A 14,042-nucleotide genomic window follows, 5' to 3' on the forward strand; every position below is an offset into this window, starting at 1 on the left:
GCCCTGTCAAGTATAGTTATTGGCAGTAACGGATGAAGGGATAGACAACATGCATAGAATAAAAAAATGGGCGACACTGGGTGGCATCGCCAGCTTAGGGTTGTTTTTAACGGCTTGTAAGCAACAAGCGACATCTGGCACCATGAAGCCACCAACAGGATTTTTCGGGATGTTTTACAACATTATCGGCAAACCTTTGCAACACTTGATGGAATGGATTGCCCAAGGTTTAAACAACCCTAACGGCTATGGGATCGCCATCTTGTTGATCACCTTGGTCGTGCGTTTGGTCTTATTGCCTGCCATGCTCAACCAACAACGCAATATGACCGCCAGCCAAGAAAAACAAAAGATTTTAAAACCGCAACTGGACATCATTCAAAAGCAAATGAAAAAGCCTGGTATCACTCAGGAAGAAACCATGCGCTTAAACCAAATGATGCAAGAAGTTTACAAGAAAAACGGCACCAGCATGATCCCGTCCATGGGTTGCTTGACTTTGCTGATCCAACTGCCAATTTTCTCAGGTTTGTATCAAGCCGTGGCCTACTCCCCTGAAATCTCCAAGAGTACCTTCTTTGGGATTCAGTTAGGACACTCTAGTTTGATCATCACCTTTGCCGCAACGGCCTTCTACTTGGTGCAAAGTTGGGTGATGCTGCAAGGCGTCGCGCCTGAACAACGCAAGGCGATGCAAACCAGCGCCTTGATCTCCCCGATCATGACTTTCGTGTTCTGTTTGATGTATAACGCCGGCTTAGGGCTTTACTTCTTGGCTGGTGGGGTGATCATCATGATTCAACAATTGATCGTCACTTACATCATCACGCCAAACATCCGCAAACGCTTGGATGCGGAAATGGAAAAGAACCCACCAGTGATCGTGGTGGATGAACACACCTTCGATGCTCCTGTTGAACCTGCTGTGTCCGCGCCACTTGATCCAGCCAAACCAGGCATCACGAAAAATAATCGTAATTCCGGTAAGCAAAACCGTAACGCCGGGAAACAACATCGTCATTAACCACGGAAACGCCTCGTCGAAATTGTAATCGACGAGGCGCTTTTTTATTTTCTTTCCGTGATAAAGTCCAAGATCTCGAAAATGGCCTGTTGGTTTTCAACCGGGACTGGTCGCTTCAAAATATCCTCCGCAGTTTGTCCAAGTACTGACCCTTCTAGGTATGGATAGTCATTGACCACCATTTCTCTGACGTTATCCGCCAACGCTTCGAGGTGAAATTGCAATCCGACAATGTGATGACCCAGCACAAAGCCTTGATTCTTCACAGCGTCACTAGAATAAAGCAATTCTGCACTTTCAGGGATCTCAAACATTTCTTCATGCCAATGTAAAGGTGTCAACTGCTCAGGAAGGCCTGCAATGGCGTGACTTCGCAAGTACACTGGTGCCCACCCAACTTCTTTAGCTGGCGCTTTAGACACAGGATAACCCAAGGCCTTGGTGATCTGTTGCGCCCCAAAACAAGCGCCAAGCATCGGCTTATCGGCATCGAGCAAGGTTTGAATCAGCTCTCGTTCTTGCAAGATCCACGGCAAGTCATCATTAGGGCTCATCGGCCCTCCTAATAACACCAAGACATCTGTCTCATCGGCAGTCGGGATTTGGCCAAATTGGTAAGGATGGTAGACAAACGTTTGATGTCCTCGCGCCTGGGTCCAAGTCAAAATCGCGCCAGGCCCTTCATTTGGTGTGTGCTGTAAAATATTAATGCGCATAGTACCCTTTCCACACTGTTCAGTGTCATCGGCAATTTGATCCGGCACCGCCGACAAGTGCCCTTAATGAGAGTCAGTATACCCGCTTCCAGCAGACGAATCAAACGAGATCGACTGCAACGCACTCAAGCAAAAGACTTTTGCGAGCGTGTTGTCTCAATTGAAAAAAGTGGCGTGGCGTGAAGCAAAATGATTGCAGCCCATCACTTCTCTTCCCAAAGACATAGACTGGACAACGTCGAGCTTTTCGAAGCAACGCACCGACGGCTTGCTACGCTCAATTGGTCGAGCAAAAAGCCGCTAAACTAATTGAGCTAGGCTACCCGCATTGCTGAGGGCGCTTCGAAAAGCTCTGGGCACAAAAAAACACCCTGCATAAGCAGAGTGTTCTTCGTGGCATCGATGTTAGTCCATGATTTCGGAAACAACACCGGCACCAACAGTACGGCCACCTTCACGAACAGTGAACTTCGTACCTTTTTCGATCGCAACTGGGCTGATCAAATCAACTTCGAAGGTCACGTTATCGCCAGGCATAACCATTTCTACGCCATCTGGTAATTCGATAACACCGGTAACGTCGGTGGTATGGAAGTAGAATTGTGGACGATAGTTGGAGAAGAATGGCGTATGACGGCCACCTTCTTCTTTAGTCAAGATATAAACTTCACCCTTGAACTTAGTGTGGAGTTGGATGGAACCTGGCTTAGCTAAAACTTGGCCACGTTCAACTTGGTCGCGGTTAACACCACGAAGCAAGACACCAACGTTATCGCCGGCTTCACCAAGATCCAAAGTCTTACGGAACATTTCCAGACCCGTAACAGTGGACTTGATCACGTCTGGCTTCAAGCCGATGATTTCGACTTCGTCACCGATCTTAACAGTACCACGGTCGATACGACCAGAAGCAACAGTACCACGACCAGTGATAGTGAAGACGTCTTCGACAGGCATCAAGAATGGCTTGTCAGTATCACGAACTGGAGTTGGGATGTATTCATCAACCGTGTCCATCAATTCCATGATAACTTTTTCTTGTTCTGGGTCGCCTTCAAGCGCTTTGAGGGCAGAACCACGGAGAACAGGAATATCGTCACCAGGGAAATCGTATTCGGACAAGAGTTCACGAACTTCCATTTCAACAAGGTCAGTTAATTCGTCATCATCAACAAGGTCAGTCTTGTTAAGGAAAACGATCAAGTAGTCAACACCAACCTGGCGAGCCAAAAGGATGTGTTCACGAGTTTGTGGCATTGGGCCATCAGTAGCCGCAACAACCAAAATCGCACCGTCCATTTGAGCAGCACCGGTAATCATGTTCTTAACGTAGTCCGCGTGCCCAGGGGCATCGATATGCGCATAGTGGCGCTTTTCGGTTTCGTATTCAACGTGCGCGGTGTTGATTGTGATACCACGTTCTTTTTCTTCAGGGGCAGCATCGATAGATGCGTAATCTTGCGCTTTAGCAAGACCCTTTTCGGAAAGTACCTTGGTGATAGCCGCGGTCAGAGTAGTCTTACCGTGGTCAACGTGCCCAATCGTACCAATGTTTACGTGGGGCTTAGTGCGTTCATAGTGTTCTTTTTCAGCCATGAAAAAACGAACCTCCTGTATTTTTGTGCAAAGTGACATAGCATACGCCATGTATACTCTACGTTATAGTGTACTACATTCACGCCGAATCTCCAAAGGGAAAATTTCGGCTGGAAATGAATTCCGAAAATGATTATATCTAGAATCCACGACTTTGTAAAGGCATAGCGTCAAGTTTTTTTCATTTACAGCAAAATCCCGTCATTATGCCATATCCATTAACTTGCCTGTTTGTTGTTGGAGCCAATTGAATAAGGCTCGCTCGGCTGGGGTCACCGTGTTTGATTCTTGATGCAAGTAACTGGCGGCAAAATGTTTCGGATCATCGATTGCCTTGTCGATAAATGGATATAAATATCCTAATTCAAAGCGCAGGGTTTCAACCGTTGCCTTCATCAGTTCGGGATCATTCAGCCCGATTTGCAGCTGAACTTGATTTAACACTGCCAGCAACGTCGGGTCACTTAACACCCCTGGCAAAACGTTTGGAACCACGGTGCCTTGGGTTTGATAGCCGAGGACTTGCACTTCACGGTCATCCCCCACTGCCGTCAGTGCATCTAATAAGCTGATGCGCACTGCGGGATGAACATCAGGATCGACTAAATTTGTTGCCGCCGATGCCATCAGCTGTGCTTTTGGCAAACGCCCCAGTGATTGCAACATGCTTTCTTGCTCATGCGCCGAGAAACCGCCTAAGTGGCGCAATTGCTTGGCCAAATCATTAATTTCATCAGCGTGAGCGGCAAGGTCTTTGGCTTCGGCAGTTTCGATGCGCGTTTGAATTTCCGCTTTTTGCGTCGGTGCCACATGATGTAACACCGCCCAGGCAAAGCGATAATCTGGTAACGCCAACAGCGTGTCGTAAATCGTGGTGGTACCAATTTCAGAGCTTAAGAAATCTTCCATGTACTCAGATAAGTATGCAACAGCTTCTTGCGGTTGTTTCAACCCATTTTCTGCCGCCACTAATAATTTCGCCACTTCAAAATCAGGGGCTTCTTTGAAGGCTTTTTCTAAATGAGCCACAGCACTGGCATAGTTTTCACTATGCAAGGCCCGTGTCCCTAAAATTAAATGCCGACTCGAGTTGTTTGGCATGGTCACAACTTTTCCCAAAACCGAGACTCCTTTCAATTTTCCCTTACTAGTGCGCAACAGCACCACCGAGCGATAGGCTCAGCAGTGCTGTTGACGGATTATTGGCGCTTGGCGCTGTTTTGGTTAACTTCCATGATCACAGGCAAGATCACCGGACGGCGCTTGGTTTGATCAAATAAGAAGTGGCTCAAATCATCGCGAACAGCTTGTTTCAAAGTGCTCCAATCAAATTCTTTATGATCGAGGTTCTTTTGGATCGATTCCGTGACCAATTTGGCAGATTCTTGCAAAAGGTCTTTGGATGTCTTCATGTAAACAAACCCACGAGATTGAATCTTGGGATGGGCGACGACTTTCTTCTTTTTGCGGTCGATAGTGACCACCGCAATAAAGATCCCGTCTTCTGCTAACATCTTGCGGTCGCGCAACACAATGTTGCCGATATCGCCAACCCCGATGCCATCGATCATGGTGTTGCCAGCATCCACGTGTCCTGCATTGTGCATCTTGCCTTTTTCAATGGACAAAATGTCGCCCATGGCAGGAATGAAAATGTGAGAATAAGGAATGCCGACTTCATGCGCGATTTCAGCGTGCGCGGCCAGCAAGCGGTATTCACCGATCACAGGCACCACAAACTTAGGCCGCAACAAGTTGAGCATTAATTGCAAGTCTTGCTTGTTGGCGTGACCGGAAGCATGCAAGGTATCGCTGACGGTTTTGACTTCCCCACCAGCGCGGTAGATCAAGTCTTTGGTTTTGGCCGCCATGGTTTCCATCGCATGCGAAATCGTGGTGGTGATGAACACCAAGTCGCCTTCATGAATATGGATCAAGCGATGCTTAGAGGTCGCCATACGTTGCAAGGACTTCAAAGGTTCGCCCATGCGCCCAGTTTCTAAAATGACGGTTTGTTCTGGGGCCAGTTCTTTGAGGTCTTTGGTCGTCGCCAAAATGTCGCTGTTTGGCAACTTGATATATTTCATCTTGATGGCCGTTTTAACGATTTTTTGCACATCGCGCCCAGTCAATACCACGCGGCGGTCGTTAGCAGCAGCTGCATCAAGCACTTGTTGGATCCGTTCAATGTTGGACGCTACACCTGCCACGATAATGCGGCCAGTGTGATATTTGAAGGTTTCTTTAATGGTGCCATAAATTTCGCGTTCAGAAGCATTGGTGTAAGGTGATTCTGCATTGGCAGAGTCAGATAACAAAGCCAAAACCCGGTTTTCGCCGATGTGGGCCAAACGCGCCAAATCAGTGCGATACATTGGGCGCGCACTTTGGTCGAACTTGAAATCGCCAGTGTAGACGATTTGGCCAGCCTGCGTTTGGATGTCGATACCCAAACTGCCAGGAATGCTGTGCGTCGTACGGAAGAAAGATACCGACACATTGCCAAAATCGATCACCGACTTTTCGTCGATGACATGGAAATCTTTGAACTTCTTGGCATCAGGATGCGAGCTGGTGGTGAGCTTGGCCAAGGCAATGGTCAATTCACTCCCAAACACGGGCACTTGATGTTCCGCCAAAAAGTATGGCAGCGCCCCGATGGCATCGGCATGGCCGTGAGTCAAGAAGATCCCTGCAATGCGATCGGCATTTTCTTCTAAGTAAGTTAAGTCTGGGATCACAATATCGATCCCTAATAATTCGTTGTCAGGATATTTTAACCCAAAATCGACAACAAAAATTTGATCGTCCACTTCGACAGCATACATGTTCTTACCGTTCTCACGCACACCACCGAGGGCAACCAGATTGATTTTCGTCATGGTTTCACCTCATATTAAATTATCACCGCATTAATTCGCGGTCACGGTTTTTCCTAACAACTAGTGTACCACACCCACATGAGAAAACCTATGCTTGCTGGATGCAAGTGTTTTCGGGAATGAATCGGTCTTTTGCCGGGAATCTTCGTCGAGTTTTGAAAAGCAACGCCACTGTGCATTGCTCAGTACACTTCAATAAGCGCTGGACATCGTCGAGCCCTTCAAATCAATGCACCTGCGTCCAGCTTCACGAGCGCATTTGAACCATAAACCAGCTCAAATGCGCTCGTGAGGCTAGCCTTGGTGCTAAGCCCGCTTTGAAGTGCTTTGCGCACAAAAAAACACCCAGGAAATTTTCCTGAGTGCTTCTTGGATATTAACGACGCAGACCTAAAGCCTTGATGAGGTCACGGTAACGGGTAATATCTTTGTTACGCAAGTAGCGTAATAAGTTACGACGTTGGCCGATTTTCTTCATCAAACCAACATATGAATGATGGTCCTTATGATGAACATCCAAGTGATCGTTTAATGCTAAGATGTCAGCAGTCAAAACCGCGATTTGGACTTCTGGTGAGCCAGTGTCGCCTTCGTGACGTGCGAACTTAGCGATGATTTCGTTCTTTTGTGTTTGTGAAATAGCCATGAGTTATTTCCACCTTTCAAATATAATTGCCTGAGACTGAGAATTGCGCGGTGAACCGCAAAGCTAAGTGACAGGTTCAAAAGTACTCGTTAACTTTACAAGACTCATGCGGAAAATGCAAGTTTTTTCCCTTTTACCTTTTTGGGAAAATTTGCTATCAAGCAATTTTCCTTTACGGTTTTTATTGCAATGCTTTCTAGGCTTAGGTATAATGTTTGCTGTTGAAGCAAAAACCATGGTATCAACTAATAAACTCCGGAGGTGAACCTCATGCCACAAATCAAATCTGCTATCAAGCGCGTGAAGACTCAAGAAGCTTCACGCCAAGCTAACGCAGCGCAATCCAGCGCTTTGCGTAGCACGATCAAGAAGTTCAAGGCTGCCCAAGCAGCTGGTGCGGACAACGCTGCTGACTTATTAAAGGATGCAACTCGCGCCATCGATAAAGCCGAAACTAAAGGCTTGATCCACAAGAACAAAGCCGGCCGCGATAAGAGCCGTCTTTCCGCATTACTGAACAAGTAATCGCGATGCTTCGCTTCGGCGGAGCTTTTTTTGTCCAGTGGTTTTCAAAACGGGTTTAGCACCAAGGATAGCCTAGCGTGAGGCTTTGAGACGCTCTTTGTCTCGAAGTCGCATACGTAGCTATTCGTAGGTGCGTTGTTTTGAAAACCACGACGCTGTGCCCAGAGTTTTGAAAAACGGGTTTAGTCGATCAGACTACCTAGACTGAGGCGTTGAGTCCGATTTTGACTCGATGTCTCAGTCGTAGCTAACTGCGTCGACGTTGCTTTTCAAAACGCGAGGATGATCCAAATCAAAAATGCGACCTCACCTTTTCTGTGAAGTCGCATTTTTAATTGCGCTTGGCCGCATATTGTAAAACAAATAACTCAAACGCCAATTCTTTATTCACTTGACCCGTCTTCATCCCCGCTTCAGTATCCACTAAGCCCAGATATGCCTGACGCAAGGCAGTTGGATTCAGCCGTTCAGCACTGCGCCAAGCCAACTTCACCCGGTATGGATGAACTTTTAGTGTTTGCGCGACACTGCCTTGAGAATAGCCTTTGTTGGCCAAGATCTTGACTTGTAACAGTAATCGGAATTGACTGATCAACAAGGGATTTAAGCGGATCGGTTCTTCTTTTTGCAGTAAAAGATCGCGATAAATACTGAGGGCTTCCGTTACATTCCTCGCTAACACCGCACTGACCAAATCAAAAACACGGTCAGATAACTGCTTAGGCACCAGTTGTGACACCGCCGAAGCATCCAAAGTAGCGCCACTAGCGGCATATAACGACAATTTCGGCAATTGCGCCATCATCACAGAATAATTCGCATTGCTACGCTGTGCCAAAGTCGCGATGCCATCTGGCGTGACGTTGATTTTTTGTTGGCGTAACGCATTAGTGACCGCAGTTTTTGCCGCACGTTCATCAAGTGGCGCCAAGTCAACGACCACCGCTGATTTTTTCAGCGCCTTCGTCAAACGTTTGCGTTCATCGAGCTTAGCATAAGATGCGACTAATACCATGATTGTCGAATCCACCGGTGCTTTAAAATAAGCTGTCAGCGCATCGAGATCGTGGACGATTTTGCTGGTCGCTTTCTCCCCGGTGAGAAAATATGGATCTTGAATCACCACTTCACGATAATCGCCAAAAAACGGTGGCGAAGCGGCATCATCAAGCGCCACAGCAACCGGGGTTTGTCGCATGTCATAAGTCGCGAAATTCATGGTTGCTTCTGACTCAGGGATCAACGCTTTTAGAGCGTCAAGGGCTTGTTGTTGCAGTGCGGATTCAGTCCCTAATAAAACCACCAATGGCGGCTTATTTTTCGTCAAGCTTTGCAAAAATTCAGGGACTCGCATAGATTACTCCTTTAAAAATTGATGTAGTTGCGCATTTTCAATCCAAAGCATCCCACTGGTTGCCGTGTTATACCAAGGATCACCCGCCGCTTCCAATGTTGCGATGGTTTGCGGCGTCGGGTGCCCATAGCGATTGTTCACGCCGGCTGAAATTAAAGCCGCTTTGAGATGCCATTGATCGATAAAGGCTGGACTTGAGCTGGTGCTAGAGCCATGATGGCCGACTTTTAAATAGTCGACGGCTAAATGTTGTGGGATTAATTCGCGAGATTCCACCCCTGCATCCGCATCACCAGTCAACAGCCAATTGCTGTTATCTATCTTACCATATAGCACGATCGAATCTGCGTTTTTCTCCGTGGCATCGGTGGATTTTGGCGCCACCACCTGCATTGAAATCAAGCCAGCATGAATGGTATCGCCAGCTAAAACTGTGCGCCACTGGTTGACCTGTCCCTGCGCCGCTTTTTGAATCACGGGTTGATCAATCGCTAATGGCGTTGAGATCATCATATTCACAGGGATTTGCTCGGTCAAAACTGCTGCATCTCCAACATGATCTGCATCGGCATGGGTCAACACCAAGGTGTCCAAGTGCGAATACCCGCGCGCATACAAATAATTGAGGATCACGCGCAATGCAGGCGGGTTGGTACTGGTGCCAAAAATTCGTCCGCCAGTGTCCACCAACATCGTGCCCGACTTGTTGGCCCCTTCGATCAAAATTGCATCGCCTTGGCCCACATCAAACACGATCACCCGCGTTTGGGGATGCCAATTCGCCGCGACATAAGCCACTGCTAACCACACGATAAAATATCTGAGTCGATGTTGCGCGGTGCTGATCAAAAAAATGATCACCCCGATGATCGCCAAAGTTCCAGGCACTGCCCCAAACACGACCAATCCCGGTAAATTTGCTAATCCAGTGAGCCCTTTTTCACCTTGAGTCAACGCCCACTCTAAGCCATTGGTCAAACCAGTTTGAGGAAAGATTATCACAAAGACCAACAACGGCATCACCGCTAATTCAAAAACCGGCATCAACAACCAATTAAACCACCCGCTTAACAAATGAATGCGATAAGTTTGCGCTACCACCACCGGCAAACTGGTGCCAACTAAACGCCAAGCCAATTGCCAGGCTGGCATTTCTGGTAACAACATCAACACACCAGTCAGCAAATAGGTCAATTGCCCACCAAACGTATGCAACACCAAGGGTCGCCACAATAAATTACCTGCCAATACGATGCTGAAAACGTCAACAGTCCCTAAATTCAAATGCAAGCGACTGTTCAAACTCAAACCTACTCGCATCCACACTGCTCGCAAAATACCAGCACCTGGCGGAATCAAGCTCAACAGTGCCGGCAAGCTAAAAATCAGCGCCCAATCGATTGCTTCTTTGGGAATCCGCAGGCGGTCGCTTAACCAATACACAGCGCCAATCAAGGCAAATAAATGTAAGCCTGAAACCGAAAATAAATGAAAAATCCCCAGCGCAATAAACGTTTGCCGCATGCCATCTGCATCCCCATCGACTTGTCCTAATAACAGGCCTTTGGCATAACGGCTGACATGTGCAGGCAAGGACTCAATTCGGCGGAGCAACCAGGCACGCACCCCGTATAACCATTCGCTTAAATTTTGAGCGGGCCGGATTCGCCAAACCAGTGGCTCAGTCGGTTGTTGATAGGCTTGATGCGCTTGCGCCCAAGCATAATTGGCATAATCAAATTCATATTCATTGCGCGCACCTGACAAGCGAATAGGTATTTTCTTGACGGTGACGCTCACAGGCTCATGTAACTGGCGCAATTGATCTGCGACTGTTTCTGACACATTCGCACTACCACTGGTGGGGACCCCATTTGCAGCAGTGCCAAAATAACGCACGAACGTTCCAGTGATTGTCCAGCTGGTCGGCATCACGAGAATTTGACCTTGGGGGAGCGGCGGCGTCTTTTGCAACTGTTGCTCATGATAACCGACTAACGCACCGCCAACCAAAGCAACCAATAACCACCAGCCCAATAAACGCCGAGTTTTGTATAAGGTCCAGCTCACCAAGATAACACCCACCCAAGCTGGCCCAACAAAAAACAAGATCCCGGCTAAAAATGCCGCAGTTAGCGGCCACACGCGCCCATTCATGGCCCCACCGTGATAAAAGGTGCCAGTTTCTCAAAGGTTTTGTCGCCAATGCCAGAGACAGATTTTAAATCATCGATCGACTGAAAACCGCCGTTGGCATCGCGATAGGCGATGATGTCTTCGGCTTTCTTCGGCCCCACGCCACTTAACGTTTGCAATTCTTCGCTGGTTGCCGTGTTGAGATTCACCAAGTCACCACTGGTATTCGTGCTTCCAGTCACGCCCCCACTACTAGCAGTTTGTGGGGTTCTTGACGCATCAGTTGTCGTTGCTCCTTTGATTGGAATCAACAAACTTTCTTGATCATGCGCCACTGCCGCTAAATTGATGGTTGACGCATCTGCGTTGCTTGCTAATCCGCCGGCGGCTTTAACGATCGCATCCCAGCGCGTGGTACTACCATCGACTGGATACAAACCGGGATGGGCCACTGCCCCTTTGATTTCGACATAGCCCGCTTGTGGGATACTGCTTGCACTCGATGAGTTGCTACTGGCACTGCTACTGACGACGATACTGCCAGATTCAGCCACCGGTGCCAAGTCATTGGTAGCAGGCGCACTTTGCCCTTGCCACCAAATAAACCCCAGGCCACCTAGCGCTAGGACAGCGATCACGCCGTATTGTTTGACCCAAATTTTGAATTGTTCCATGCCCAAACCCTCCTTACTAATAAATTTTGCAATTTAAAGGGGATTTGATACTTCACTCATCAAAATTTAATCAAAAAATCACCTGATCGAGAATCCCTCAATCAAGTGATTTTAACTTAACGCGTGCGCAAGTAGTCTAACGCGTCTTGCAAGGTATGCACTGGCACAATTTTCATCGTGCTGTGCAACTGCTTGGCGGTTTTTTTGGCGACAGCATAATTATTTTGATAGCTCGGGTCGAGTTTCAATATTTTTTTCGTGGCAGCGTCGTTCGGCGCAAAGAAAACTTTGGCATGTTCTCTATTGGCCATATAAACTTTCTTGTCGATGCCACCAATTTGACCGACCGTACCATCAGCATCGATGGTCCCAGTCCCGGCAATATTTTGACCGCGGCGCCAGTTCGAATGCGTGATCTGCGTGTAAGTTTGCACGGCAAACATCAAACCAGCGCTCGGTCCGCCGATTGATCCCGCATCAATGGTCACTTTCGGCTTCGTGGTGGTTTTCGTGTTTTCTGTCAAAGTAATGCCGATCCCGGCTTTCTTTGAACCAGGTAGTTGCATCAGCGTTCCCGTCGCATGATGAGTTTTGCCTTTGTGCAAATAAGTCAACGTAATCGAAGACCTGACTTGACGCTGTTGAATCGCCTTGACATAAGCGTCTGCGGTGGTGTAATGCTTGCCATCCAATTGGGTGATGGTGTCGCCTAAGGCCAGTTTCCCGGCAAAAGGCGAATGTTTCAGCACACTCATGACATAAATGCCTAAGTGATCGATGGTGTAAGGCTTTTTGGCAGCTTTGAAGGCAGCAGCGATCGCATTATCGGCAGCAGATTTGATGTAGTAGCGCTGCAAGGCATCATATTCTGCGCTGGAATCATCCCCCATTAAGTCGCTTTGGGCATCGACTTCAGCATAAGGTTGCAACTTGCCCCACAATAACACTGCCGGACTCGCTGGCCCGACAATACCAACTGTAGTCAACATGTAACTGCCTTTGGCGGTATCTTTTATGCCGGCGACTTTCACATAAGGTTTCAGCGATTCAGCCGAGCCTGGCACTTCAACGTATTTGCCTGTCGGCCATAAAAACAGCCAAACCAGCGCGACGATTGCCAAGCCAATGACAGCCCACCAACGTTTACGCATGATGATCCCCACCAAACTTTTCGCTCAAAGCTTGCGCGATATTTGCTGGCACCAGTTTTGACACATCCGCCCCAAAACTCGCCACTTCTTTGACCATGCTGGAGGACAAATTCCGATACTTAGGATCTGCCAACAAAAACACGGTTTCCACTTGCGGTGCTAATTGGCTGTTGATGGTGGCAACGTCGGCTTCATAGGCGAAGTCTTGCGGACTGCGCAAACCACGGACCATATACTGGGCCCCAAGCGACTGGGCAAAGGCCACGGTCAATTGATGCGGCAAAGCCACAACTTTGACATTTGGCAAGTTTGCCACTGCCGCTTGAATCAACGCTTGTTTTTCATCGGCGCTGAATAACGGGTGCTTTTTGATATTGGTCATACAAGCGATGATCACGTCATCAAATAAACTAGCCGCCCGCGTCACGGTATCCAAATGCCCGTTAGTAAACGGATCAAAACTTCCAGGAAAAATCGCCTTGCGCGTCATTTTGTCACCGCCTTTTGCAAGATCAACACTTGAGCGACGCCATAAGTTTGATGCCGCAAAATGTCATAGCCTGAAATCGCGTCTGGATATTGCAAGTCTAAACCAGTTTCCAGCAAGACGATGCCATCATCGGTTAAGAGATCCAATTCAAGAAAGCTTTGCAATTGATCCAAGACTTCTTGTTTGGCATAAGGCGGATCGGCCATGATCAAATCGAAGTGATGCCCAGCTAAATTGTGCATCGCTTTGTCCACTGGCGCTTTGATCACGGTAAAGCGATCGGCGGCATGGGTTTTTTCCAAATTTTGGTGAATAGTTTTGATCGCCGCATATTGGCGGTCGACCAATGTCCCATGACTCATTCCGCGAGACACCGCTTCGATGCCTAATGCCCCAGTGCCGGCATACAGATCCAGCACTTCACCGCCATCAAAGTAAGGGCCGATCATATTAAACATCGACTCTTTGACTTTGTCAGCCGTCGGGCGCGTCAAATTGCCTGGCACAGCTTCCAATTTCAACCCGCGAAAGTCTCCTGTGATCACACGCATTAGGCTTCCTCCTGAGCGGCCTTTTTCAGCCGATTCATCGCCGTATCTTGGTCTGGGCCGTATTCAGTGGCCAGTTCTGGGCGCATCGACACTTCCGTCGACTTTACAAAGCGCAGTTTTTGCAACTTGGCTTGCGTGTCTGCCACTTGATCTTGATCCAGATACAAGTACACATATTTCATTTTTTTTGAGACATACATCACAGTGCCGTAATGGCGCAAGGCACGGATCTGCTTTAAGGAGTAGACCCATACCACTAGCCCGACACGTTTGGTGACTGCCAACATATTCAAGACC

General features: G+C 48.0%; 14 protein-coding genes. 2 read left to right on the plus strand and 12 right to left on the minus strand.

Going from position 1 to position 14,042, the window contains the following annotated elements:
* Positions 1-49 precede the first annotated feature (49 nt).
* Positions 50-1,024 carry a membrane protein insertase YidC gene (gene yidC, locus FD01_RS01255; protein WP_082611641.1) on the plus strand — a complete coding sequence of 325 codons (975 nt, stop codon included), beginning with the start codon at positions 50-52 and terminating at the stop codon, positions 1,022-1,024.
* A gap of 44 nt (positions 1,025-1,068) precedes the next feature.
* Here yidC and FD01_RS01260 read toward each other — a convergent pair whose 3' ends face one another.
* The 5 genes from FD01_RS01260 to rpsO form a co-directional block, all read right to left on the minus strand.
* Complete coding sequence (locus FD01_RS01260) at positions 1,069-1,740, minus strand: type 1 glutamine amidotransferase (RefSeq protein ID WP_056962328.1); 672 nt, start codon at positions 1,738-1,740, stop codon at positions 1,069-1,071.
* A 405-nt stretch (positions 1,741-2,145) separates the two neighbouring features.
* On the minus strand, positions 2,146-3,336 hold the full coding sequence (gene tuf, locus FD01_RS01265; protein ID WP_056962329.1) for an elongation factor Tu: 1,191 nt from the start codon (positions 3,334-3,336) through the stop codon (positions 2,146-2,148).
* A 204-nt stretch (positions 3,337-3,540) separates the two neighbouring features.
* On the minus strand, positions 3,541-4,455 hold the full coding sequence (locus FD01_RS01270) for a hypothetical protein (RefSeq protein WP_056962330.1): 915 nt from the start codon (positions 4,453-4,455) through the stop codon (positions 3,541-3,543).
* A gap of 80 nt (positions 4,456-4,535) precedes the next feature.
* Positions 4,536-6,218, minus strand: coding sequence for a ribonuclease J (locus tag FD01_RS01275; RefSeq protein ID WP_056962331.1), 1,683 nt, complete (start codon positions 6,216-6,218; stop codon positions 4,536-4,538).
* A gap of 376 nt (positions 6,219-6,594) precedes the next feature.
* On the minus strand, positions 6,595-6,864 hold the full coding sequence (rpsO, locus tag FD01_RS01280; RefSeq protein WP_054713817.1) for a 30S ribosomal protein S15: 270 nt from the start codon (positions 6,862-6,864) through the stop codon (positions 6,595-6,597).
* Between the two features lie 270 nt (positions 6,865-7,134).
* Between rpsO and rpsT the strand changes: the two genes are divergently transcribed.
* Positions 7,135-7,389 carry a 30S ribosomal protein S20 gene (gene rpsT / locus FD01_RS01285; protein WP_054713819.1) on the plus strand — a complete coding sequence of 85 codons (255 nt, stop codon included), beginning with the start codon at positions 7,135-7,137 and terminating at the stop codon, positions 7,387-7,389.
* A gap of 331 nt (positions 7,390-7,720) precedes the next feature.
* Here rpsT and holA read toward each other — a convergent pair whose 3' ends face one another.
* The 7 genes from holA to FD01_RS01320 form a co-directional block, all read right to left on the minus strand.
* Positions 7,721-8,743 carry a DNA polymerase III subunit delta gene (gene holA, locus FD01_RS01290; RefSeq protein ID WP_056962332.1) on the minus strand — a complete coding sequence of 341 codons (1,023 nt, stop codon included), beginning with the start codon at positions 8,741-8,743 and terminating at the stop codon, positions 7,721-7,723.
* Positions 8,744-8,746: 3 nt separating this feature from the next.
* Positions 8,747-10,900, minus strand: coding sequence for a ComEC/Rec2 family competence protein (locus tag FD01_RS01295; RefSeq protein ID WP_056962333.1), 2,154 nt, complete (start codon positions 10,898-10,900; stop codon positions 8,747-8,749).
* Entirely contained in the window at positions 10,897-11,553 is a 657-nt protein-coding gene (locus FD01_RS01300; RefSeq protein WP_054713828.1) for a helix-hairpin-helix domain-containing protein, read from the minus strand. Before FD01_RS01300 ends, FD01_RS01295 begins: the two co-directional genes overlap by 4 nt.
* Positions 11,554-11,669: 116 nt before the next feature.
* Positions 11,670-12,704, minus strand: coding sequence for a SepM family pheromone-processing serine protease (locus FD01_RS01305; RefSeq protein ID WP_054713830.1), 1,035 nt, complete (start codon positions 12,702-12,704; stop codon positions 11,670-11,672).
* Positions 12,697-13,194 carry a pantetheine-phosphate adenylyltransferase gene (coaD, locus tag FD01_RS01310; protein ID WP_054713832.1) on the minus strand — a complete coding sequence of 166 codons (498 nt, stop codon included), beginning with the start codon at positions 13,192-13,194 and terminating at the stop codon, positions 12,697-12,699. Before coaD ends, FD01_RS01305 begins: the two co-directional genes overlap by 8 nt.
* A complete protein-coding gene (rsmD, locus tag FD01_RS01315) occupies positions 13,191-13,745 on the minus strand; it encodes a 16S rRNA (guanine(966)-N(2))-methyltransferase RsmD (RefSeq protein ID WP_056962334.1) in 555 nt (184 codons plus the stop codon). Before rsmD ends, coaD begins: the two co-directional genes overlap by 4 nt.
* On the minus strand, positions 13,745-14,032 hold the full coding sequence (locus FD01_RS01320; RefSeq protein WP_082611642.1) for a YlbG family protein: 288 nt from the start codon (positions 14,030-14,032) through the stop codon (positions 13,745-13,747). Before FD01_RS01320 ends, rsmD begins: the two co-directional genes overlap by 1 nt.
* Positions 14,033-14,042 lie beyond the last annotated feature (10 nt).

It is taken from the genome of Lacticaseibacillus manihotivorans DSM 13343 = JCM 12514, assembly GCF_001435035.1.
Classification (GTDB): Bacteria; Bacillota; Bacilli; order Lactobacillales; family Lactobacillaceae; genus Lacticaseibacillus; species Lacticaseibacillus manihotivorans.

Excerpts from the sequence above, each read along its gene's own strand:
- yidC (WP_082611641.1), top strand. The coding sequence starts at position 50 with ATGCATAGAATAAAAAAATGGGCGACACTGGGTGGCATCGCCAGCTTA.
- FD01_RS01260 (WP_056962328.1), bottom strand. The coding sequence starts at position 1,740 with ATGCGCATTAATATTTTACAGCACACACCAAATGAAGGGCCTGGCGCG.
- tuf (WP_056962329.1), bottom strand. The coding sequence starts at position 3,336 with ATGGCTGAAAAAGAACACTATGAACGCACTAAGCCCCACGTAAACATT.
- FD01_RS01275 (WP_056962331.1), bottom strand. The coding sequence starts at position 6,218 with ATGACGAAAATCAATCTGGTTGCCCTCGGTGGTGTGCGTGAGAACGGT.
- rpsO (WP_054713817.1), bottom strand. The coding sequence starts at position 6,864 with ATGGCTATTTCACAAACACAAAAGAACGAAATCATCGCTAAGTTCGCA.
- rpsT (WP_054713819.1), top strand. The coding sequence starts at position 7,135 with ATGCCACAAATCAAATCTGCTATCAAGCGCGTGAAGACTCAAGAAGCT.
- holA (WP_056962332.1), bottom strand. The coding sequence starts at position 8,743 with ATGCGAGTCCCTGAATTTTTGCAAAGCTTGACGAAAAATAAGCCGCCA.
- FD01_RS01295 (WP_056962333.1), bottom strand. The coding sequence starts at position 10,900 with ATGAATGGGCGCGTGTGGCCGCTAACTGCGGCATTTTTAGCCGGGATC.
- FD01_RS01300 (WP_054713828.1), bottom strand. The coding sequence starts at position 11,553 with ATGGAACAATTCAAAATTTGGGTCAAACAATACGGCGTGATCGCTGTC.
- FD01_RS01305 (WP_054713830.1), bottom strand. The coding sequence starts at position 12,704 with ATGCGTAAACGTTGGTGGGCTGTCATTGGCTTGGCAATCGTCGCGCTG.
- coaD (WP_054713832.1), bottom strand. The coding sequence starts at position 13,194 with ATGACGCGCAAGGCGATTTTTCCTGGAAGTTTTGATCCGTTTACTAAC.
- rsmD (WP_056962334.1), bottom strand. The coding sequence starts at position 13,745 with ATGCGTGTGATCACAGGAGACTTTCGCGGGTTGAAATTGGAAGCTGTG.
- FD01_RS01320 (WP_082611642.1), bottom strand. The coding sequence starts at position 14,032 with ATGTTGGCAGTCACCAAACGTGTCGGGCTAGTGGTATGGGTCTACTCC.